At 70.6% G+C, this 22,474-nt stretch carries 14 protein-coding genes and 4 pseudogenes; 9 read left to right on the top strand and 9 right to left on the bottom strand.

Annotation, left to right across the window (positions count from 1 at the left end):
- Nucleotides 1–122: 122 nt before the first annotated feature.
- The 3 genes from LG395_RS39260 to LG395_RS39250 form a co-directional block, all read right to left on the bottom strand.
- Nucleotides 123–647, bottom strand: a complete 525-nt coding sequence (locus LG395_RS39260; RefSeq protein WP_225814145.1) for an AAA family ATPase — start codon at nucleotides 645–647, stop codon at nucleotides 123–125.
- Between the two features lie 1,554 nt (nucleotides 648–2,201).
- Entirely contained in the window at nucleotides 2,202–2,609 is a 408-nt protein-coding gene (locus LG395_RS39255) for a GNAT family N-acetyltransferase (RefSeq protein ID WP_225814143.1), read from the bottom strand.
- A 184-nt stretch (nucleotides 2,610–2,793) separates the two neighbouring features.
- Nucleotides 2,794–3,822 carry an AraC-like ligand-binding domain-containing protein gene (locus LG395_RS39250; RefSeq protein ID WP_225814141.1) on the bottom strand — a complete coding sequence of 343 codons (1,029 nt, stop codon included), beginning with the start codon at nucleotides 3,820–3,822 and terminating at the stop codon, nucleotides 2,794–2,796.
- A gap of 382 nt (nucleotides 3,823–4,204) precedes the next feature.
- On the opposite strand from LG395_RS39250, the pseudogene LG395_RS39245 reads away from it, so the two are divergent.
- A pseudogene (locus LG395_RS39245) lies at nucleotides 4,205–4,333 on the top strand (IS481 family transposase); the annotation flags it as partial.
- A 294-nt stretch (nucleotides 4,334–4,627) separates the two neighbouring features.
- Here the strand turns inward: LG395_RS39245 and LG395_RS39240 are convergent.
- From LG395_RS39240 to LG395_RS39230, 3 genes are all read right to left on the bottom strand, one after another.
- Nucleotides 4,628–4,963 (bottom strand): ATP-dependent DNA ligase, encoded by a 336-nt coding sequence (locus LG395_RS39240; RefSeq protein WP_225814140.1) that lies wholly within the window; start codon nucleotides 4,961–4,963, stop codon nucleotides 4,628–4,630.
- Between the two features lie 2 nt (nucleotides 4,964–4,965).
- Nucleotides 4,966–5,313, bottom strand: a complete 348-nt coding sequence (locus LG395_RS39235; RefSeq protein ID WP_308071491.1) for an ATP-dependent DNA ligase — start codon at nucleotides 5,311–5,313, stop codon at nucleotides 4,966–4,968.
- Between the two features lie 144 nt (nucleotides 5,314–5,457).
- Nucleotides 5,458–6,480, bottom strand: coding sequence for a glycosyltransferase family 2 protein (locus LG395_RS39230; RefSeq protein ID WP_225814138.1), 1,023 nt, complete (start codon nucleotides 6,478–6,480; stop codon nucleotides 5,458–5,460).
- A gap of 680 nt (nucleotides 6,481–7,160) precedes the next feature.
- Here LG395_RS39230 and LG395_RS39225 point away from each other — a divergent pair.
- From LG395_RS39225 to LG395_RS41850, 3 pseudogenes are all read left to right on the top strand, one after another.
- A pseudogene (locus tag LG395_RS39225) lies at nucleotides 7,161–7,418 on the top strand (S8 family serine peptidase); the annotation flags it as partial.
- 750 nt (nucleotides 7,419–8,168) lie between these two features.
- Nucleotides 8,169–8,532 (top strand): annotated as a pseudogene (locus LG395_RS39215) (NADPH-dependent FMN reductase family protein).
- A gap of 429 nt (nucleotides 8,533–8,961) precedes the next feature.
- Nucleotides 8,962–9,495: pseudogene (locus tag LG395_RS41850) on the top strand (transposase); the annotation flags it as partial.
- A 778-nt stretch (nucleotides 9,496–10,273) separates the two neighbouring features.
- On the opposite strand, the gene LG395_RS39200 reads toward LG395_RS41850, so the two are convergent.
- On the bottom strand, nucleotides 10,274–10,663 hold the full coding sequence (locus tag LG395_RS39200) for a hypothetical protein (protein ID WP_225814136.1): 390 nt from the start codon (nucleotides 10,661–10,663) through the stop codon (nucleotides 10,274–10,276).
- 538 nt (nucleotides 10,664–11,201) lie between these two features.
- On the opposite strand from LG395_RS39200, the gene LG395_RS39195 reads away from it, so the two are divergent.
- Nucleotides 11,202–11,495 (top strand): hypothetical protein, encoded by a 294-nt coding sequence (locus LG395_RS39195; RefSeq protein ID WP_225814134.1) that lies wholly within the window; start codon nucleotides 11,202–11,204, stop codon nucleotides 11,493–11,495.
- Between the two features lie 1,025 nt (nucleotides 11,496–12,520).
- Here LG395_RS39195 and LG395_RS39190 read toward each other — a convergent pair.
- Both LG395_RS39190 and LG395_RS39185 read right to left on the bottom strand, forming a co-directional pair.
- A complete protein-coding gene (locus LG395_RS39190; RefSeq protein ID WP_225814132.1) occupies nucleotides 12,521–12,958 on the bottom strand; it encodes a hypothetical protein in 438 nt (145 codons plus the stop codon).
- 149 nt (nucleotides 12,959–13,107) lie between these two features.
- A complete protein-coding gene (locus LG395_RS39185; RefSeq protein ID WP_225814130.1) occupies nucleotides 13,108–14,094 on the bottom strand; it encodes a helix-turn-helix domain-containing protein in 987 nt (328 codons plus the stop codon).
- A gap of 1,007 nt (nucleotides 14,095–15,101) precedes the next feature.
- On the opposite strand from LG395_RS39185, the gene LG395_RS39180 reads away from it, so the two are divergent.
- The 4 genes from LG395_RS39180 to uca all read left to right on the top strand — a co-directional run bounded on the left by LG395_RS39180 (nucleotide 15,102) and on the right by uca (nucleotide 22,474).
- Nucleotides 15,102–16,706 (top strand): amino acid permease, encoded by a 1,605-nt coding sequence (locus LG395_RS39180; RefSeq protein ID WP_225814129.1) that lies wholly within the window; start codon nucleotides 15,102–15,104, stop codon nucleotides 16,704–16,706.
- 80 nt (nucleotides 16,707–16,786) lie between these two features.
- Complete coding sequence (locus LG395_RS39175; RefSeq protein ID WP_225814127.1) at nucleotides 16,787–17,740, top strand: urea amidolyase associated protein UAAP1; 954 nt, start codon at nucleotides 16,787–16,789, stop codon at nucleotides 17,738–17,740.
- Between the two features lies 1 nt (nucleotide 17,741).
- A complete protein-coding gene (locus LG395_RS41565) occupies nucleotides 17,742–18,767 on the top strand; it encodes an urea amidolyase associated protein UAAP2 (protein ID WP_308071489.1) in 1,026 nt (341 codons plus the stop codon).
- Complete coding sequence (gene uca, locus LG395_RS39160) at nucleotides 18,764–22,474, top strand: urea carboxylase (RefSeq protein ID WP_225814117.1); 3,711 nt, start codon at nucleotides 18,764–18,766, stop codon at nucleotides 22,472–22,474. The genes LG395_RS41565 and uca overlap by 4 nt, the downstream gene beginning before the upstream one ends.

Below are 22,474 nucleotides of genomic sequence, written 5' to 3'. Positions count from 1 at the left end.
GCTCGGCATGCGCTGGTAGGGCGGACAGACACCGAGGCGGCGGGTGGTCAGCTGAGCCAAAGCACGACAGGTGTCACTTAGGCAGGCTTGCTGTCACCTGTGGGGTGCGGCTCGGAAGGGTCTCAACTCTTGACGGCCTCTGCGATCTGCTGGGCGGCCTGAGCTGGGGTGAGGTGGGTGGTGTCGATGACCTCGGCCTCGGCGTGCAGCCACGTGCGCGCGGCCTCGGCGTAGGGCTCAAGGTATTGGAGCCGAAACGGGGAGTTGGGGCCGAGAACGGTGTCACCTGCGATGCGCGCACGGAGGGTGTTCTGGTCGGCGTGGAGGACGAAGTGCCGGACCGGAATATCGTGCGCGGCAAGGCCCGAGTTGATCTCGCGCCAGTACTGCTCGGTCAGGACGGTCATGGGCATCACCAGGGTGCCGCCGGTGTAGTCGAGGATGCGTCGGGCGGTCTCGACCACGAGGGGCCGCCACGGCGGCCAGTGCTGGAAGTTGTCCGTCGCTGGCAGCCCCGGCTTGATGTCCATGAGCGTCTCGCCGACCTTCTCTGCGTCGAACACCCGGGAGTCCGGGATCAGTTGCTGGACGAGTGCACTGGTTGTCGTCTTGCCCGCGCCGTGGGTGCCGTTGAGCCATACGATCACGGACCTGACGCTATAGCCTCGCGCGGGCTATAGGGACAGCTTCTGGTGACAGTCGGGCTGCTGAACAAGATTGTGTGACAAGTCGGATGCGTCGCCTGTGACAACCAGGATGCTTCGAGCGTCCCCCTTCTCGCAGCTCACCCGATCCCGTTGGTGGCAACTACCGTGCTTCGGCTCAGCAAGCGCCTACCGCCTGTCGCGCTCCACACAGCCGTGACCACACCTACGCCCCCCGGGAACCGCGATGACCGAGGCCGAGAACTACCCCACGCCGTGCGAGACCGCGCTCGCCTTGATTACGACGGCCGCGCTGGACGAAGCGGCCCGCAACGCTCCCGCCGCAGACAGCCCGCCCCCGGCCCACTGGGAGATCCACGACTGCCTGACCGCCGTACTGGCAGCCCAGCCCGGTGCGGGCACCACGGCAGCGCCGTCCAATCCGGCGCGGCCCGCCGCGGACACGGAGCGGCGGGCATGGCCAAGAGGGGGACACGACACGACGCCGGCGGCCCGGCCCGGCGGACAGCACAGGCGCAGGGCGGCCGCTGCGGAGGCGGCGCACGAGCGAGACCCCGGCGAGGGGGCCGTCGGCCGCAGGCCCGACCCAACGACACGAGGCACAAGCGCACCCGCTCGACGGACGAGCCCGGCCCCGGCGCCCGGCACGGCCGGGGCATGGCGGGCCCGGCCGGGCGGGCGCAGGTCGGCGCGGGCGGACGGGCGCACCAGCGTCGCGGCGGGGCGCGGCCCAGCGGCGGCCGATGGGCTCGGGCCAGGCGGACCGCTGCCGGGGGCGGGCGGCCGGGCGGTACGAGCACGGCGGGACGAGGTCCGGACGAGCTGCACGCAGCCAGCGCGGCGCAGGGGGAGCCGCGGGGCGGGGCGCGGCCCGGCCGGGGCGGGAGCGGGACGGCGCCGGGCGGGCGTAGACGGGCGTGCGGGCGTGGGGGTTGAGGGCCGGACAGTGGCAGGGGACGGACAGGGCGGCGGACGGCCGGAACCGCCGGGCATGCCCTGACCACCCGCGCTTGGGGTGACGTGGCGAACCGGCAGCGCGGCCGTGCAGGTGCGGACGTGTCCGAGGAACAGCCACCTCCGCCGTGCCGATTGCCTCGGCTCCAGCGATGTCGATGAAGCCGGCCGTCCACAGCGAAGGTGATCGGACTGACGTGGCCGAGTGCAGAAGATGCCGCCTCGGAGTCCGGCCCAGGCCCACCGGCACCGCCGGCCCTACCTCATGCAGCCGGTACCAGGGCTTCTTGCCGTGCACGGTTCACTGACGCGCGGTGCGGTCGGTCTTCACAGCTAGGCCACCCGGGCCGGTGGAGCAATGCGCGAACGTGCGCGCCGGGGGACGAGGCCCTTGAACGGGCCGGCACGGCCGAGCTGTTCAACGCACCGGCAGTGTCTCCACGGCTCTGTGTGCCATGCTGGGGCACATCCACGGAATGAACTTGATAGGGCGCCTTCACCGTATTTACCGGAGTGCCACTCATCCAGCAAGGGCTGCTGCCGCCGGCCAGACGACACGGGCGGGCCGTCCGCACAGCGTGATCATTCTCTCCGGCCCGTCCTGAGCTGGAGCGCTGGGTAGCGCGGCGCGGCGAAGCCGAGAGAGCGGTACAGGGCCATTCCGTGACCGGTCGCGTTGAGGTTGATCACACGTGCCTCGGTCTCGTTGCCGTACCAGTCGAGCAGCGCCTCGAGACTGGCATAGCCCCTTCGCTGTCGGCTCGGATCCGTGCTGATGTTGAAGACGTGCCCGTGTATGCCGCTGAGATTGTGCGGGCTCGGCGCGTGCCGGTCGCAGATGCCCACGGCGTTGCTGACGGGGCCGAGGTGTGGATCGTCCACCACGAAGGCAGCGAAGTTTGGCGTGTCGCCCAGACGTTGCGTGAACCACTCCAGGGCCGCATGACGCCACGGTGTTTCCTGTGTGGACAACCCCATGTCCTCGAGCATCAGGGCCGTAGACGGACCAAAGCTGCGGCGTCGTCCTGATTCGCGCGGCGGACTTCGACGGATGCGGGAATCGCCCTGTTCATGACTTCATGATCCACGCAGTTTCTTCCCCCGATCACGGGACCGTCCCGGCCGGGGGCCGCCTTGAGGAAGCACCGCCTGGTGCTCGCGCCCGATCTGAAGTTCACCGCTTCGCGCGTGCGCCCTGGGCCGGGCCGGACTCAAGCGCCGCGGAGGCCCGCCACTCGACAGGGGACATCCCGTAGGCGGCCCGGAAAGCCCGGCTGAAGTGGGCCGCGCTGACGAAGCCCCACCCTCGGCCCACCGCGGCGATGGTCCGGCTCGCCGCGTCCCGGCGGGCCAGTTCGCGTCGGCACTGCTCCAGCCTGCGGCCCTGGATCCACCGGCGGACGGTGGTGCCCTCCATCTGGAAGAGGTTGTACAGGTGGCGCAGGGATACCTGGTTGGCCCGGGCGATGACCTCCGGGGTCAGATCGGGGTCCGCCAGGTGACGGTCGATGTACGCCTGGATGCGCATCAGCAGCACGCGGGCGGCGCTCGGTGTGCCCGTGGTGTCACCACCGCCTCGCTCGTCGGCCAGCACCGTGAGCAGGTCCAGGACGTTGCGGGCGATCAGGTCGCCGATGTGGTGCGGATACGCGCCCGCGCTGTCCACGAGTCGGGACAGGAACGGGGACAGCAACTCGCCGAGAGGCGTCGTGGAGTCGAGGGGAGATGCCGTGATCCGGCACAGGTCCGACTCCCTCAGACTCAACAGGTGCCGGGGCAGGACGAGCGCCTTCGTCTGGAAGGTATCAGGGAAGGTCAGCCGCATGGGGCGCGCCCGGTCGTAGACGAAGAGCTGCCCGGGCTCGACATACGCGTCGCGCGTGTCCTGCTCGATCCGGGCGCGCCCTATGCTCAGCAGCATCACGACCACGTGGTCGTCGCCGGTGGACCCCGCGATGAGACGTGGTGTGCGCACGGTCTGCAGGGCTTCGCTGTCCACTGTGACGCCCCGCGTCCGGCCCGTCGGCGACGCGTGGATCGTGCCGGAGAACACCTCCTCGGCGAGCCTGACGTCCACGTCTCCGAAGGTATGGGCCACGGCGTCGCGCCAGTAGGTCCGTCTTCGCCCCGTGGGCACCCCGTCCGTGGTGTAGAAGATACCCGCGGGCTGCTCCCTCGTCCCCTTTGTAGATACGTCCGACATGGTCTCCGCCCTTCAGCCGGTATGCGCTGCGGACACCATGCCAGCGGGACACATCATGGCGCATCGAGTGAACGCACTAGATGCGCTGTCCGGAGAGAGGTTGGGTAACGCGGCTGGCTCGTGGTTGGCCGCTGATGCCGGTGCGGGATCGGTAGCTCGGACGAGAAGGCCGCCACCCACACCGCCTTCCCCACCAGGCCGCAGCCTTCTCCACCAGGCCGCAGCCTTCCCCACCAGGCCGCCGCCTTCTCCACCACCTGCGGCACCGACCACAACGAGCGGAGCGAGTCCCGGACCGACAACACCCGGCCCTACCGCAGAAGCCTCACCTGACAGCAGGCACCGGCCGACCACGACGCAACCAGCAAACCCACCCACGCCCTCAGACACCGAACGACAGGCAGCGTTCCCCGACTGGCTCCACTGGTACAACTACCACCGACCCCACGCCGGCATCAGCGGCCAACCACCAGCCAGCCGCGTCACCAACCTCCCCGGACAGCACAACTAGCCCCCTGAGGGAGGCAGCTGCTGAGCGCTGAGGTCGTCGCGTACCGCGCAGGTAGCGGACGGGGTGCCGGTAGCGGTGCTCGTCCACCGCGGTGTCCCCGGCGAACTCGACCACGACGTCGAGGACGACCGGCCGGTGGTCGAGCGCCTCGCGCCTGCCCCAACCGGCCAGGAAGCGGCGGTGCTGCCACGGGTGCTCCGCACCGCCCGGATACAGCAGGCCGCCGACCTCGCGCCGGGCCGTCACCGACAGCGGTGCCGTCCACGCGACGAACCGCAGCCGGCCCGACTCGTCCTAGCGGCCCAGCAGGAGTGTCGACGGCGCGGCCACCCGGCCCGTCAACGAGGCGACCACCGCTTCCGCGCTGGCCCGGGCACGCACCTTGATCCAGCCCCTACGGCACGGCTGGTACCTCTGGGCCAGGCCCTTCACGACGACGCCCTCGATACCGGCCGCGCCCCACGCCGGGTCGAGCCAGTCCTCGGCGGTCACCCGGTCAGTGGTAGCCGGACACAACACGAACGGCGCGGCCAGCACCCCCTCGGCGAACAGTGCTTCCAGCAGCGCGCGCCGCGCCCGGTAGGGCTCGTTGAGGAGCGGGCCGTCGGCCGTGCCAAGAACGTCGAACACGATCAGCTACGCCGGCGCGGCCCGGGCGGCCTGCCGGGCACCGGCGCCGCGGCGGCGGGCCCGGGCCTGAAGCTCGCCGAAGTCGAGACGGCCCTTCGCGCGACGACCAGCTCGCCGTCCAGGACCAGCGGTGCGTGCAGGGCCCGGCCGGCTGCCGTGATTTCGGGGAAGGCACTGCTGAGGTCGGCGCCGTTCCTCGACTGCAGGTACGCGCGACCAGGGCCCGCGAAGAGCACCGCGCGGAAGCCGTCCGGTTTCTGCTCGAAGGCCAACCCGCCTGGCAGCGCCCGCTCGGGCGGGAGCCCGGGGCGTGCCTCGGCGAGCATCGGCCGGAGGGGAGGAGACAGCACAGTTCAGGTGTATGCCGGACGGGCGCCGGTCGCACCCGAGGGCTGTTGTCATTGGGTGACGTACCCCACGCGCCGGTGCCGGAACCGGGCGGCGGTCACGTCACGGCCCGGCAGGTCCGCAGCCCGCCGCTTCCTCCGGCCTGGTCACCGTCCGCGGAGGGCGGCGCCCCGGGACACCAGACCCCGTGCCCGCTGCGGGAGACTGGCGGCCTCCAGGGCGCTGTATCTGCCGCTCGCCAGGAGTTGGAACTTGACACCCTCTCGGCCATCGGGGTGGTCGTAGCCGTCGGGGAGGTAGCGCCGGTAGTGCTCGCTGGCGCGTTCGAAGAACCGCGGGCGCTCGGAGCGGGAGAGACATCCCTCGAGGTTGAGCAGGAAGAGATAGTGGCGAATCATGCGGGTGAAGAGAGCGGGAGCCACCACGTCCAGGGCGCCGCGCTCGCCGAGCAGGCCGAAGCTCTCTTCGTACCGGCCGAAGACGTCGAAGTGGGTGCCGTCAGGTGAGCCTGCGGGGTGCTGGGTGTGCCGGCGGCGGATCTGCACGCAGTTCCATTTCAGGACGGCGATCCGGTCGGCGGCGAGCATGGCCCGGTGGACGACTGTGACCTCCTCGTGGAGACCGTCGGGGAAGGCGAGTTGCTGCCCGGTCCACAGCTCGCGGCGGACGAGACGGTCCCAGGAGTAGGCGGGAGCACCGAAGAACTCGGGCCGGTCGAGCGGGGCGAAGGGTTCACTTCCCTGCTGGGCCAGCAGGCCGGCCGCGGCACCGGGCCACGAGCGGCTGCGGTGGAGGCGGGTGTGCCCGAAGAGAAGAACATCCGGCTCGCCCCCCGCTCGCAGCCGGTCGGCCATCGCCTGCAGCGTTTCGCCCCGGACGATGTGATCGCTGTCCAGAAACAGCAGGTAGTCACCGGCGGCGCGCTCGGCCCCCGCGTTGCGTATCCGGCCGATGCCGGCGACACCCGTCAGCCGTACGACCGAGAGCCGCCCATCGCGCCGGGCATAGTCGTCCACCAAGCCCGCAGGGCAGTGGGCAGACTGGTCCAGGACCGCGACGACCTCCACGTCCCTAAAGGACTGGTCCAGGATCGATTTCAGGCAGACCCCAAGTTGTCCCTGGAGGTCGTGCGCAGCGACTATGACGCTGATCAGCGGGGATGCGAGCACGGTGACCGAACATAATTGGACAGCTGACGGTGAAACAAGTCTCGTGAGCACCCGATCCACAGCACCATGAAAAGTCCCGCGTATGCTCACACCGCCTTCGCATAGCGGGCGTCCAGTCATCGCTCCGCCGCACACACCTCGCCACTGCGGCTCGCGCCGCGTGTACGGACATCGCGGGGCCGGCGGCACCCGACGACTGTGGGGCACCACCGGCTACCGGAGGGGGCAGGGGCCGTCAGCCGTTGGGCTCGAAGGGGATGACCGACGGCATGGACTGCGCCAGCGCGTACTCGAAGTCGCCGTATTTGATCTTGATGGTCGCCTCCCCGAAGTCGGCGCTCAGCAGCTTGTCGCGGGGTCAACCTGCGCACGCGGACAGGCTCAGCCACCGCACCACCAGCACTCGGATCGGACGTCACCGCACATCCAACCGCCCCGACCACCAACCCGGCGAACCAATGTGTTCAGAGCACTAGCGAAGCAGGCCACCCCGGCCTGACCCGAGCCGCTGCCGTGGCGGCGGCGCGCGGAAGGGGTGATGGAAGGGCCCGCGGAGGGGGGCCTGTCCGGTCCCATCAAGGGGCTGCTCGGGCTCGTCTGCGGTGCTCGCCACAAAATGCTCCCAGAAGGTGGGGCGGCCCCATCCCGCCGTTCACCTCATACGCTCACAGCCGAGCAGCGGTTCGACCGTGGACGTCTTCGCCCCCGGCAGCAGCATCACCGCCGGCTGGAACACCTCCGACACCGCCAGCTACACCGGCAGTGGCACGTCCTTCGCCGCTCCGCATGTCTCCGGTGCGGCGGCGCTCTACCTGACCGCTCACCCGGGTGCTTCCCCGGCGACCGTGGCCGCCGCACTGGTGAACGGAGCGACCAGCGACGTCCTCACGGGCATCGGCACCGGCTCGCCCAACAAGCTCCTCAAGCTCGTTCCGTAACCGAGTTCGGCTCTTCCGTCCGAAGCACCCGGACAGCAGGCCCCGCCGCTCACCACCGAGCGCGGGGCCTGCCCCTGCGAGCACCTCAGCAGCGTCAGTGGATGTCCATGACCGGTACGGCGGGTCACTCCTGCAGCCAGCCGCCCTACGTGTAGTCGGCGTACGACCGGGCGACCATCGGGCCGACCGAGCCGACCAGCGCGGAGCTGTAGCCGGAAGCGGCGCCGACGGCGGCGAACGCGCGGTCGTCGAGCCGGGCCGTGTGCGGCTGCCATCGCCGTCAGATGACCGTGATCAGTAGGAACACGCCGATGAGACGGGTGGGGGCGGGAAGCGGCCCGGTGGAGAACAGCAGTGCTCCGGCTGCGGCGGCCGGGACGGCGCCGACTGCGAAGACGCGCGCGCTTGACGACGCCGTACCGGACGCCCTGCCGGCCGCCCTGAACGGCGGCGACGTGGCCGTTCTGGTCCTGCTCCTCGTCAGGGACGCCGATCCGCCGGCCGATCGGTGCTGGCGCGAACGGCGAAGTCACTGCCCCGCGCCCGCCTCTCGGTCGTGCACGTCGCTCACCACGACGTCCTCAACAACCTGCAGCACCGTTCCACAGCGGCCGAAGTCGTCATGTTCCTCGAAGCTCTCCGCAACGACCTGAGCCCCGTCGTCACGGTGCGGTCGAACGCTTGGTGAGCCACCACAGCACGCATCCGCCCCGTGCGCACGTCTGAACCCCGTCACCCGGAAGATCTCTCATGGCTGCCATCCTGTCCGCGTCCGGAAGCCCCTCCCCCACCTCCCGCGCCGCCCGGCTGTTGCGTCACCTGGACGACCGGCTTCGGCGGCAGGCACGAGGTGACTGCGTTGGAGGGGCGCGCCGTGCCACCCGAGGCGCTGCTCGGCGCCGGCGTTGCCATCGACCATGCCCTGCGCCCTGTGGTGAGTTCCATGGGCGCGGCCCACGCCGTGCAGGGCATGTTCAGCCTCGACCGGGACATCGCCGCAGAGGGCGGCATGTCGTCCGTCGCACCGCCCGTCGCACTGGCGTTGGAACGGTTCACTGACCAGTTATCCGCCGGGCTGGGCGGCCGTACGGAGAGGCTCCCCGCCGCGGGGTGAATTTGTCGAATCCGACGACGGTCCCATGGCCGTCGCGGCCCCGGCGCCGAACATTCATTCTCTTGCCTGGCCCGGCGTCGAGGAGTTCACTGGTGTGATGCCGACCTTGGTCGCGACGTTGACGGGCTTCTGGCCCTCGCGTCGTGTGTATCTCTTCGACGGTTTCTGTAGCCGGGCCTCGTGATCCCGCTCCGCGCCATCACCCCGTCCGTGCCCTTCCCCGTACGAGAGAACCGAGGTCCGTCATGTCCTTCACCGATGAACTGCTCGCCAACAACGCGCGCTACGCCGAGACCTTCTCCGGTCCGCTCCCGCTGCCGCCCTCCCGCCAACTGGCCGTCGTGGCCTGCATGGACGCCCGGCTGAACGTCTACGCGATCCTCGGCCTGAACGACGGCGAGGCGCACGTCATCCGCAACGCCGGCGGGGTCGATGACGCCGCCGACCACCCGCACCTGGTCCCGCCGGGGCCACACCCCGGTGATCCGCGTGCGGGGCCGCTCCCGCCGCCGCTTATCGGTGGCCGCCCTGGCCTGCTACAAGACCGGCGAAGCCTCGCGACTGATCTACCGGCCCCTGCCCGGACACCCGGCCCGACGGGCGCAAGAGCTTCTCCTGGAAGGACTACCGCGACCTGATCCAGACCGCCCACCAGCAGCTCGGCGGCCCGATCGTACTGGTCTGGGACAATCTCAACACCCACCTGACGGCCGGAATGCGCCGCTACATCGCCGCCCGCGACTGGCTCACCGTCTTCCAACTGCCGCCCTACGCACACCCGACCTCAGCCCGGTCGAAGGCATCTGGTCCGTCCTGCGACGCACCACCACAGCCAACCGCGCCTTCGTCGACCCCGACGACCTGATCACCGCCGTCCGGCGCGGCCTACGCCAGCTCCAGTACCGCCCCGACGTCCTCGACGGCTGCCTCACCGGCACCGGCCTCCGGCACCAGCCACCATGACGACACCACGCATTCAAGGTCAGTAGTCGTGGAGGAGGGGTGCCTCCTGCCGCACGAAGGTTCACTCTCCGCGGACGGCCCGGCGACCCGCCGTGTCCACCGGCGCGACCGCGAGCCTTCCCGAGAACACAGGAGTCTTCGTGATCACGTCTGGCAGGGAGAAGGCGCTGGCCGCTGCGGCGGTGACCGCCCTGGTCGGCGGCTGCACTGCCGCGGGAGCAGTCTCCCCGGATGCGGCCACGCCGGAGTGCGGCGACAGCTGTATCCACTCGTTCGTGCTCCGAGCGGGCGGCTTCCAGCAGGCTTCGCCAGGACGTACCAGGGGGCGCCGCCGCAGGAGTGCCCGCCGTTCTCGCAATTTTCTTGAAGCGGTTCACGGCGCCCTCAATGCTGCCTGAGCTCCAGTCCAGGGTGAGGTCGGCGGTCACGGCGTCGAGGTCTCGGAGCAGATGGACTGCGAAGCCGGTGAGACCGGGCAGATGGCCGGCGTCGGCTGCGTCGATCCAGGCAGGGAGCGTGACGCCGAGGGGGCCAGTGAGCACCTCGCCGAGATCGCGGACGTGTCCGGCTGCCGTGTCCAGTTCGGGGCAGCGGGTGAGCCAGCCGGTCACCTGCCGTACCGTCGGGGGCCGTGGCGGTGCGACGGACGGAGTGCCGCGCAAGGTGGCGATGCGCGCTCGGACCATGCCGTAGGTGACGGGAGCTTGCTCGGCGAGGAACACCCCTGTGTGGGAGCGGAACACCCCCACGTCGGCAGGGAGGGTGTGGGGATGGGCGGTCAGGGGGCGGGGTCGACCTCGGGGTGCGTGAACCGTACGGGTTTGCCCAGCGACCGGGCGTAAGCGATTTCGGCTCGGGTGCTGTCTCCGATGTAGTCACCGACTACGAGCACCTCATCAGCGAGCCGGATCTTCGCTCGGTGCAGATCGTCGAGTCGAACCTTCAGCGCCTCGGCCTCGACAGGATCAGACCAAAGTTCGTGCGGCGACTTCATGTCGCAACCCGGCTTGACGACGATCTTCCCGGCTACGGTCTCCTGCAGATCGACCTCGGCCATCTCAGTCATGAAACGGGCGGAGCCGCAGATCACGACGATACGCGGGAGGCTCAGCTGCTTCTTGGCATCGGCGAGCTTCTCTTCGGGGGTGAGCGGTTGAAGGTATGACACTGGCTCCTCCTGGTGGTGTGCCCCAACGGTGCCGGCTATCGCGATGCATGTCGTCAATCTCCCACCCGGACGCGGCGTTTTGCATCACTGAGCACGCATCGACGTTGACGTGTTCCATGCTTAGGCTGCAAGTGGGCACCCCAAGCCGAGAAGCGGGCATGGTCAGGACCGCGCGGTCCGGAACGCGAGGTACCGGCTGAAGGCTTCGTGGCTGTCGGGGGTGAAGCGCCACTCCAGCAGGCCGACCGCAGCTCCGGCCCGGTCAGCCAGCCATACCAGGCGACCTCATCAGTATCAGCGGCCACAGCGTCCGGCACCAGGGCTGGTGCACGCCGAGCCAGTGAGGGCTCAGACCACTGCGACCCGTTGTCCTCGGCGAGCGGACCGGACGCTGCCGCATGCCCCGCCCCGGTGGTTCACGGACCGGTGTCGCCCAACCGGACGACCCCGGGATGCAGTACCCGCACACTTCCGTACGGTCGTTTGCAGGGCTGGAACGCCCTCCGACCTGCCCACGAGGAGGCGCGCCATGCGTCGCATGAGCTCGACACTCACCATATTCGCGGCCGCCGGAATGCTTGCACTCGCCGTTCCCGGATCGGCGTTCGCCACGAATGGATTCCTCCGCATCGACGGAGTCGTTCACAACCACCCGCTCGGCTGCTACGAGGTCGCTCAGCTGTCCACCGTACTCAACTTCACGGACGTTCCCGTCCGTGTCCACAATGTCCCGGGGTGCCAAGGCAACGTCGTCCAGATCATTCCCCCGGGGCTGGCTACGCAGGTGCCCGGAACGCACAGCATTCTCGTCAAAGACCCGTTCACCCCCTGAGATGACTCGCACAGCCCTGTGCGGACGCCGATGCAGCGAGAACGGCACCGCCCTGCACGACGCCGGCGACCAGGGCGTCCGGAGCCCCTTCCGTCGACCACGCCCACGTCCGGGAGGCCGGCGGCAGGCGAAGCCTGCGCCGTCGAGAGCCGGCCGGCGTCGACTCGCTCGTCTGAATGGACATCGACGCACAGCGGAATGGCGAACCGTTCCGCCAGGACGGGCCGACGCCATCAGACTTCTGCCTACACAACGCCGCCCCGGCAGGACCGTACTGCTCGCCGCCGCCCTCCCGGCCGTTCGGGCCGCATCACTGACCGGCCTCGTGCCCGCCCGCGCCACAACCGCTTCGCGCGTCCTCGCCGTGGCCCGGGACCAGATCGCGAGATCGCGTGCCCGCGCGGGTTCGTCTGCATCTACCCGACATCAACTTCAACGGCCGGCCCTGCGTCAAACGCGCCGTCGACGGCTCGAGCGACACCTGCCCGACTACATCCGCGACACGGGCAGCTCCGTCATCAACAACAGCAGCCGTCCCGCACGCGTCCACCAGAAGGCCAACTACCTCGGCCGGCACGTCAGCGTCGGACGCGAGGGCGGCACCAATAGCGACCTGCCTTCCTACCGCTCAGCGACACCACCCACGGCCTGCGCAACAACGCCCCCTGAGGCGCCTCCTGGACGGCGTGGCCACTCTGGCCGCTGGGCCCCGCCTTATCGGCGGCCGGTCGCCCCGATCACCGCATGCCGCGTGCTTTCCGAGCGCCCCGCTCCACGTTCCCACGATCCCGCCGGTTGGAAGGGGTCGTGGGTGTTCCAGCGGGTGAGGGTCAAACGGTGCCCTGCAGGGGGCTTCGGCTGCTGGACAGTGCATCAGCCCTGGTGATCGTCCGTGGCCCACGGGCCGGCGGCTAGGTAGTGACGGGACCGTGTGAGGGGAGCATCCGGGGCGATGGGTCGACCGCAGGCACACGGATCTGGCCGCGCTGGTGTCCACCGCAGCCAGATCCTGCCGGAGCGGCAGCTCAGGAGGCGCTCCACCACTCGTCAACGCCGTTGAGGCGAAGCCGCGCGTCCGCGATAAGAGTCTGGCCTGATCCGACATGGACAGTGGGAGAGTAGCACCCGCGGGTGAAGCCGGGGTTGAGCGTCGAGGAGGCACAGTCCACGTTGCTTCCGAAGTTGGTGGCGACCTCGCCCCCGATCGAGACCGCAACGCCGGCGTTGTTCTGTACGACCAGCACAGCCTGTGCGTCGAGGTTGCTGTTGACGACGATGCAGACCTTGAAGTTGACGTTGTTGGAGACCTTGTGCTGCTTGTACGCGCTGCAGGTCATGTTGGGGGTGGAGGTTACGGTCTGCCAGTTCTGGGCGGCGCTGGCCGACGCGCTGGTGGCGGCGAGGGCGGCGCCCGTCATGGCGGCTACGAGCAGGGCCTTGGGACGCAGAGCCGTCAAACGCATAGGGGGTGGCCTTCTTTCTGGTCTCTTGCTTCGAGGTGACGGAGTAACCGACTGCGCGACCGGGTTCCTCGGCCTGCGCGTGGTTGAGAATGCCGTGGCCACTGTCTTGCGGTCACCGGCGATCCGTGCACGCTTGTTTGGCTGTGGGTCTACGCGGACTCGGCCATGCTCTGGTGCCGGAAGTCGCGGGGTGAGACTCCATGAGCGGCACGGAAGGCGCGGGCGAAGTCGTCAGCGCGCAGGAAGCCCCAGCGTGCCGCTATGGCGTAAACGGGGGTGCCGCGCAGGGAGGGGTCGGCCAGGTCACCGCGGGCGCCCTCCAGCCGTCGGGCACGGATCCAGGCGGCGACTGTCTCGCCCTGGGCTTGTTGCTGGAAGATCCGGTGGAGATAACTGAGGGAGATGTGGTGTGCGGCAGCGATCACGGACGGCGTCAGTGCCGGGTCGTGCAGGTGCTGCCTGATGAATGCCTTGACGGACTGTACTGTGACGCGTCGATGCGTTTCTGGTTCCAGGACGGCCGGTGTGTCCAACAGCTGGGCAAGCCAGGCCGACACCAAGTCCACCAGGGCTGTGCTCAAACGCGGTGCGTCTGAGGGCCGCAGAGTCGGCGCATGGCGCTGGATGCCGATGAGGAATTCCGCCAGCAGGGCCCCCATGCCATCCTTGCCGGACATGCCCCGGCCCAGCAACTCATGAACCCTGTGCGATGGAAAAGGCAGCAGTGCCTTGGGTAGATCCACACCCAGCGCAGTGAGGGTGCGACAACGTGGGTCGTCCACCGACCGTAGGTCGAACGGTCGTGAGCTATCGGCCAGATGCAGGTCCCCCGGGCCGAAGCTGTCAGCCCGTCCGGCGTGCTCCAGGGCCATCTTTCCCTCGACAAGCAGACTGAGGTGATAGACCTCCTGATCGGAGCGACGCACCATCACGGGACTGCGTTGGAAGCGCGTGGGCAGGAACGTAGCCGTCAACACGGTCGCTGGTCCCAGCTCCATCAGTCGGCCCTCCGCCTGGAAGTCATCCGCGTGAACGCTGCCCATGTCGCAAGGACGCGTTCGGCCCATCACCTCCTTCCAGTACTCGAACCTGTCCTGTGCAGGCACATCCTTGCTGCGGAACTCGGTCCCGAGCACCTCTCCCCCTCTTCTCGACCTTGCCCTCCGGCAACTCGCATCCAAGGAACGGAAGTTCTAGCGATACGTCGCGGGCATTGTGCCTCGCTCCTTGACGTCAGGTACTGATGGGTCTCTCCGCCCAGCCTGCCTCGGCCCGCCCGGAATCACCCACCGCCCGGCTGGCGCTGCTCGAGGCCCTGCCTTTCCAGGTCCTGACCTCGATACCCGGCATCGGCGCCTGGCCCGCCACCGCATCAGCCCCCGGCACAGGCTCGCGCTCTCACCGCCCGGCCCGCCACCATCGGCACGGCCGCAGCCGACGCATATGGCACTGCCTTTGAGTCGGTCCACCAGGTGACGGCGAGCAGGTGGCGCCGTACTGCGTCGCGGTAGAAGTCGCGCCGGGCGGTGAAGTGTGCTTCAGCGGGTATCTTCTGCGGCTGCCGGTGACCGATCCGTACACCACGCCGTAGCGGCCGCCCGTCAGAACCGCCCCGAAATGGGCACGCAAGGGGTACGTCCTACCCACGATCGGCCTCGTCTTCTTCCTCGGCATCGGCGTAGGCGCGAACGACCAGAACACCGGCAGCCATGCATAGCCGACGGCCGAGAAAGTACGGCCGACTGCCACGGTCACCGCAACTGCCACCGCCACGGAAACAGCGGCACCGGAACCTGCGCCCAGCACGCCGGGGGCCTGGAATGCCTCAAGCAGCGCGCAGTCGGCCGCGTCCGTACGGTTCGTCGACGCCGTGGGGGTGTCGGCCCCGAGGACGAGGCAGGTCGGAAGGCCGTAGTGCCTACCAGTGGCGAGGTCACGCGGCCGTGGTCATGGCCTGCCTCAGCCGGTGAGCGGTAGGCGCAGTGGCATGTGCGCCGGTTTCGCGGCGGGCTGACCGGGTCACGCCCCGCCCGGCGCCGGATACATGAAGTTAACGCCCGGGACTCGGGCGCGAGACCGGTGCGGTCGAGCATCGCCATACCTGTCAAACGACAGGTAACCGCGACCGATCGGAGGTGCGGCGATGAGCCGGCCCGCATTCGTCTCTCGGCAGCGCCCTGACGGTGACGTCACGACCAGTCCCGCCGACATCGGCTACCAGCAGGAACTTCGTCGCGGAGTCGGCGGCTTCGCGTCCTTCGCCGCGGGCTTCTCCTTCGTGTCCATCCTCACCACCGTCTTCCAGCTCTTCGGTCTCGGCTACGGCCTCGGCGGCGCGGCCTTCTTCTGGACCTGGCCGCTGGTCTTCGCGGGCCAGTTGCTGGTCGCGCTCTGCTTCGCCGAGCTGGCGGCGCGCTGGCCGATCTCCGGGGCGATCTACCAGTGGTCGAGCCGGCTCGCCGGCACCACGGCGGGCTGGTTCACCGGCTGGATCATGATCATCGGGCAGGTCCTGACGGTCGCGGCGGCGGCGATCGCGGCACAGGCGGTGCTGCCGGGCATCTGGTCCGGCTTCCAGCTCGTCGGCGGGCCGGGCGCCGATCCCTCGCTCGGCTCCCCGACCGGCGCGCGGAACGCGGTCCTGCTGGGCTGCCTGCTGCTGGTGGTCACCACCGTGGTGAACGTCCTCGGCATCCGCCAGATGGCCGCCGCCACCAGCTTCGGTGTCACCGTCGAGATCATCGGCGTGGTCGTACTGGTGCTGGTGCTCTTCTTCCTGCCCGAGCGGGGCCCGCAGGCCGTGCTCCGCGACACCGGCTGGTCCGGCCACGGCGGCTATGCCGGTGCCTTCCTCGCCTCCTCGCTGATGGCCGCGTACGTCATGGTGGGCTTCGACTCGGCGGGCGAACTGGCGGAGGAGACCCACAGCCCGCGCCGGACCACCCCCCGGACCATCCTGCGGGCGCTGATCACCTCCGGTGCCGGCGGGGCGCTGCTGATCCTCGCGGGGCTGCTGGCGGCGCCCAGCCTGACCGACGGCAAGCTCGCCGCCGGCGGCCTGTCCTGGGTGCTCACCGACCGGCTCGGCGGCGTCCTGGGCCGACTGCTGCTGTGCTGCGTCGCGGTGGCCGTGTTCGCCTGCACCCTGGCCGTGCAGAGTTCCGGCGCCCGGATGATGTACTCCATGGCGCGCGAGGGCGCCCTGCCGTTCCACCGGCACCTCGGCAAGGTCTCCGCCCGTACCGGCACACCGGTCGTCGCGTCGGTCGTCGTGGGCGTGGGCGCCGCGATCGCCCTGCTGGTCAACGTCCGCCAGTCGGCGATCTTCACCGCCCTCTCCAGCCTGTGCATCGCCATGCTGTACCTGGCCTATCTCGGCGTGACGCTGCCGCTGCTGATCACCCGGATCCGGCACCGGCGCGCCGGCGGCCTCCCCGGCGGCGTCGACGAGACCGGCCGGCCGCTGTTCTCGCTGGGCCGCAGGGGGATCGCGGTCAACACGCTCGCCGTGCTCTACCAGACGGGCATGACGGTCAACCTGGCCTGGCCCCGCCCGGAGATCTACGACCTCACCGGCGGGACGTGGTGGCTGCGGTGGAGCGCCCTGCTGTTCATCGGGCTGAGCCTGGCCGCCGGCGGCGGCTACTTCCTCGTCCGCCGGCTGCACCGCCGTATCGAGCTGAGGCACGTACCCCACACGCACATCGAGATGCCGGCTGAGGCCCGGGCCGTCACCGAGCCGGCGTGACCCCGACCGCCCACCGCCGACCGCCCGCCTGGTCGCACGACGTACAGATGACTCACCGACGAGAGGATGACGGGACATCCATGAACACGGCCGAAGGGTCGACGGCCGGCGCGCCGCCGTACGACCAGCACCCCACCGCAGCGCTCACCGCCCCGCTCTTCGGACAGCCGACCGAGGGGCGGGCCGGCGCCCGGGTCCGGGATCTGCACCTGACCGACAGTGTCCGCAGCGCCCGCGTCGACGCCCGTGCGCAGGGCGGGCAGGCCGGCACGTGGATGCCGTACCTGCCCGCGTCCGGCAGCCCGTACTGCCCGCCGGGGGTGGACCCGGCCGCTCTCGTGTGGGCGGAGACGGTGGCACCCGGCGGCTACACCCACAAGGTCCTCGCCCGCGGCACCCGGCTGCGCTTCGACGACCCGACCGGTGACGCCTGTGCTCATCTGCTGCTCTTCAACGCGCTGGAGCCCGTCGAGCGGCTCAACGTCGCCGACACCCAGAAGATCCCGTGGCAGGCGTACCTGGGCGAGAATCATCCGTTGCTGTCCGGCGACGGCCGGGTCCTGGCCGTGGTCGGCGGTGACTCCTCCGGCCGGCACGACGCCTTCTGCGGTACGAGCACCGACGCGTGGAACGCGCGCAAGTACGGTGACGCCCGCCCCGAGGGGCCGTCGCCGTCCGGCCGCGGACTCTTCCTCAAGGCCGCCGCCAAGCACGGTCTGAGCCGCCGCGATCTGCCGCCCGGCGTCTCCTTCTTCCAGGGCGTACGCGTCGAGGCGGACGGCACCCTCGCCTGGCAGGGCAGCGCCGGTCCGGGCACGCATGTCGAACTCGTAGCGGAACTCCCCCTGTTGGTGCTGGTCGCCAACGTCGCCCACCCGCTGGATCCGCGGCCCGGTTATGTCGTCGGGCCGCTGCGGGTGCACGCCTGGCGCGGCGAGCCGACCGGCCCGGACGACCCGCGGTTCACCGCCACGCCGGAACTGCACCGCGCGTATCTCAACACCGCCGACTACTGCGAAGCCAGGGGGCTGTGACATGGCGACCACGACTCGGACCGAGAACGCACCGACCACTCGTCCGACCGCCGCGGGCGGCACCCTCGCCTCCACCGTGCCGGTGGGTGCCGTGTACGCGGAGGGCTCCGTCCTGGACTGGGGAACGAGCCTCCTGGAGGGGGCCGTCGTCCTGGACGAGGTGGTGGCTCCCAACGCGCCGTGGTCGGCGGTGGTGGCGAAGGGACACGTCCTGACCATCGTCGACGTCGGCGGGAACCAGTCGGCCGACTGTCTGCTCTACAACGCCGCCGATCCCGGGGAGCGCTACAGCGTCCCTGACACCCTGGTCTGGCAGGGCAACGCCTACGTGCGCACGGGCACCGTGCTGCGCAGCAACGAGGGGCGCCCGCTGATGACCGTCGTGGCCAACGAGATCGACCGCCAGGACACCATCGGCGGCGCCTGCGGCAAGGAGTCCAACACCCTGCGCTACGGCCATCACGTGATGTTCCAGCACGGCTGCCGCGAGAACTTCCTCGCCGAGGCCAGCCGGCGCGGCCTGGGGGTGCGCGACCTCGTCTCCAATCTCAACTGGTTCATGAACGTGCCCGTCGAGGCGGACGGCGCGCTGGGCATCGTGGACGGCATGTCCGCACCGGGCCGCCGGGTCGCGGTGCGCGCCGACATGGACGTCCTGGTGATCGTCTCCAACTGCCCCCAGATGAACAACCCGTGCAACGACTTCAACCCGACCCCGCTGCGCATGATCGTCACGGACCCGACGGGGGGCGACGAGCCGGGCGGCCGGGGTGAGGGTGGGCCGGTGGGGGGTGGGCCGGGTGAGGCCGGCCCAGAGGGGGGTGGCCCGGTTGTCGGTGGTCCGGGTGGAACCGGTCCCGGTGGAGACGGCCCAGGTCGGGCTGGCCCGGCTGCGGGTGGTCCGGCTGGTCCGGGCGGGGAACGGCCGGTGGCCGGGGGCCCGGACCTGGCGGCCCCCGCCGGCCTCGGCGTGTTTGCCCCACCGTGCCCGCACACCGCCCGCACCACCTCGGAGGACGCCGCGTGACCCGCCCCACCGTTGTTCTCGTCGCCAACCGCGGTGAGATCGCCCGACGTGTCATCCGTACCGCCCGGAAGATGGGCCTGGGCACCGTCGCCGTGTTCTCCGACGCCGACCGGGCCGCCCCGCACGTGCGCGAGGCCGACCATGCGGTCCGTCTGGGGCCGGGTCCGGCCCGGGAGTCGTATCTGCGCGGCGACGCGATCATCGCGGCCGCGCTCGCGCACGGCGCCGGCATCATCCATCCCGGCTACGGCTTCCTCTCCGAGAACACCGCCTTCGCCCGTGCCGTGGAGGAGACCGGACTGCGTTTCGCGGGACCGACCGCCGACCAGATCACCGCCTTCGGCGAGAAGCACACCGCCCGCGCCCTGGCCAAGGCGGCCGGAGTGCCGCTGCTGGCCGGTACCGAGCTGCTCGCGACCGCGGAGGAGGCCGTCACCGCGGCCGGGTCGATAGGGCTGCCCGTGATGGTCAAGGCCACCGGCGGTGGCGGCGGCATAGGCATGCAGGCCTGCGCCACCGCGGACGAGGTGCGCGATGCCTTCGCCCGCGTCGCCGCCCTCGCCGAGTCCAACTTCGGGTCAGCCGGGGTCTTCCTGGAGCGCCTGGTACGCCCCGCCCGCCACGTGGAAGTCCAGGTCTTCGGCGACGGCACCGGCCGTATCGCCGTCATAGGCGACCGCGACTGCTCGCTGCAACGCCGTAACCAGAAGGTGATCGAGGAGGCGCCGGCTCCCGCCCTGCCCGCCCGTGTCCGCGCGTTGCTGCACGACTCCTCGCGGCGGCTGCTCGCCTCGGTCGGCTACCGCGGCGCGGGCACCGTGGAGTTCGTCTACGACCCCCTGCGCGAGGAGGCCGCGTTCCTGGAGGTCAACACCCGGCTCCAGGTCGAACACCCGGTGACCGAGCAGGCGTACGGTGTCGACCTCGTCGAACTCATGCTCACCCTGGCCCGGGACGGCGCGGTCGACGACGCGGTGTTCACGAGGGAGTGGACGCCCACCGGGCACGCCGTGGAAGCACGTGTGTATGCGGAGGACCCCGGCCGGGACTCACAGCCCTCCTCGGGCCTGATCACCCGGGCGGTCTTCCCCGGCCAGGGCGCCGACGGCATGCCCGGCGTCCGCGTCGACGGCTTCGCCGAGACCGGCCTGGAGGTCTCTGCGTACTACGACCCCATGCTCGCCAAGGTCATCGCCCAAGGCCCCAGCCGCGACGCCGCGTTCGACGTCCTGGGCGCGGCCCTGGCCGCCAGCCGGGTCGACGGCGTCGTCACCAACCTGGGGCTGCTGCGCGCGCTGACCGTACGGGAGGAGGTGCGCGAGGCCGTGCACAGCACCAGCACCCTCGCCACCACCGCCGATCCCGATCCGCGCATCGACGTCCTGGTGCCGGGAGCGATGACCACCGTCCAGGACCTTCCGGGCCGGCTCGGCTACTGGCACGTGGGCGTACCGCCGAGCGGCCCCTTCGACCCCGTCTCCTTCGCCGAGGCCAACCTGGCCGTCGGCAACCCGGCCGAGGCGCCCGCACTGGAGGTCACCGCGGGCGGGCTGACCCTGCGCTTCTCGGACGCCACCGTGGTCGCCGTCACCGGGGCGCCCGTCCCGGTCACCGTGGACGGCACCGCGGCGGCCCTGTGGGAGCCGGTACCGGTCCCGGCCGGCGCCACCCTCGTCCTCGGCGCCTGCCACGGTCCCGGCCTGCGCAGCTACGTGGCCGTCCGGGGCGGCATCGACGTACCCGAATACCTGGGCAGCGCCTCGACCTTCACCCTCGGCGGCTTCGGCGGCCACGGCGGCCGGGCCCTGCTCGCCGGAGACGTCCTACGGCCCAGGGCCGACGCGGACGCGGACACCGCCACCGGCACCACCACCCGTACGGCCGCCGACACCACCACCGATACGACCATCTGCTCAACCACCGACACGACCACCCGCGCGACCACCGACGCCATCGCCACCACCGGTACCCCCACCCCGCCCCACCGCCGCCCCGCGATCACCCCCCACTGGCAGATCGGTGTCACCGAAGGACCCCACGCGGCACCCGAGTTCTTCACCCGCGAGGACATCGACACCCTCTACGCCACCGACTACACGGTGCACCACAACTCGGCCCGCACCGGCATCCGGCTGATCGGGCCCAAACCCCGGTGGGCGCGTCAGGACGGCGGTGAGGCCGGACTGCACCCGTCCAACATCCACGACACGCCCTACGCGGTGGGCGCCCTGGACTTCACCGGTGACACGCCGATCATCCTGGGCCCCGACGGGCCGTCCCTCGGCGGATTCGTCTGCCCGGCGGTGGTCGCCAGCGGCGAGCTGTGGAAGCTGGGCCAGCTCCGTCCCGGCGACACCGTCCGCTTCGTACCGGTCAAGGAGGCCGAGGCCGCCGCCCTCGACGCCCGCCGTGCCTCCCCCACGCTGATCAGCGGCGGCGGAGACGGCGACGACGGCGTCCTCGGCCGCCTGGCGGCCACCGACGCCCGCCCGAGCGTCACCTACCGCCGGGACGGCGACGACAACGTCCTCGTCGAGTACGGCCCCATGGTGCTCGACCTCGGCCTGCGCATGCGGGTGCACGCCCTCCAGGAGACGCTCGCCGCGCACGCGCCCGCCGGTGTCCTCGACGTCACCCCGGGCATCCGCTCCCTGCAGATCCACACCGACGCCCGCCGGCTGAAGGCCCGCGACCTCGCCGTCCTGCTGCGCGAGCTGGAGGACGAGGTCCCGCCCAGCAACGAGCTGGTGGTTCCCTCCCGCACGGTCCGGCTGCCGCTCAGCTGGGACGATCCGGCGACCCGGCTGGCCATCGAGCGGTACATGGCGGGCGTGCGCGACGACGCCCCGTGGTGCCCGTGGAACATCGAGTTCATCCGCCGGGTCAACGGCCTGGAGAGTGCCGACGACGTCTACCGCACCGTCTTCGACGCCTCCTACCTCGTCCTCGGCCTCGGCGACGTCTACCTCGGCGCCCCCGTCGCCACCCCCCTCGACCCGCGCCACCGCCTGGTGACCACCAAGTACAACCCGGCCCGCACCTGGACCGCGGAGAACTCCGTCGGCATCGGCGGCGCCTACCTGTGCGTCTACGGCATGGAGGGCCCCGGCGGCTACCAGTTCGTCGGCCGCACCGTACAGATCTGGAACCGCTTCCGCACCGGCGGCCTCTTCCAGGACTCCCCGTGGGCGCTGCGCTTCTTCGACCGCATCGAGTGGTACCCCGTCGCAGCGGAGGAACTGCTCGAACTGCGCGCCGAGACGGACGCCGGCCGCGGCGCCTTCCCGACCGAGGAGGGCACCTTCTCGATCGCCGAGTACAACGCCTTCCTGGCCGCCAACGCCGGCTCGATCGCCGCCTTCCGCGCCCGGCAGAGCGCCGCGTTCGAGATGGAGCGGCAGCGCTGGCGGGCCGCCGGCGAGTTCGACCGGGACGACGATCCCGGACCCGACACGGCCACCGGCGCGGGCGCCGTCACCGTCCCGGACGGCGCCGTCGCGGTCACCGCGCCGTTCACCGCCACCGTCTGGCAGACCGTCGCCGAGCCCGGCGCCACCGTCACCGAGGGCGACCCGATCCTCTCCCTGGAGGCGATGAAGATGGAGTCGAAGGTCAGTGCCCCCGCCACCGGGACGCTGCTGGAGATCTACGTGAAGCCTGGTCAGCAGGTCGCCCCCGGCCAGGTCCTGGCGGCGGTGCGGGCATGA

Source organism: Streptomyces spinosus (genome assembly GCF_020400655.1).
GTDB lineage: Bacteria > Actinomycetota > Actinomycetes > Streptomycetales > Streptomycetaceae > Streptomyces > Streptomyces argyrophylli.
The sequence above is the reverse complement of the archived record's forward strand: the minus strand, read 5'-3'. Positions and strand labels throughout refer to the sequence as shown.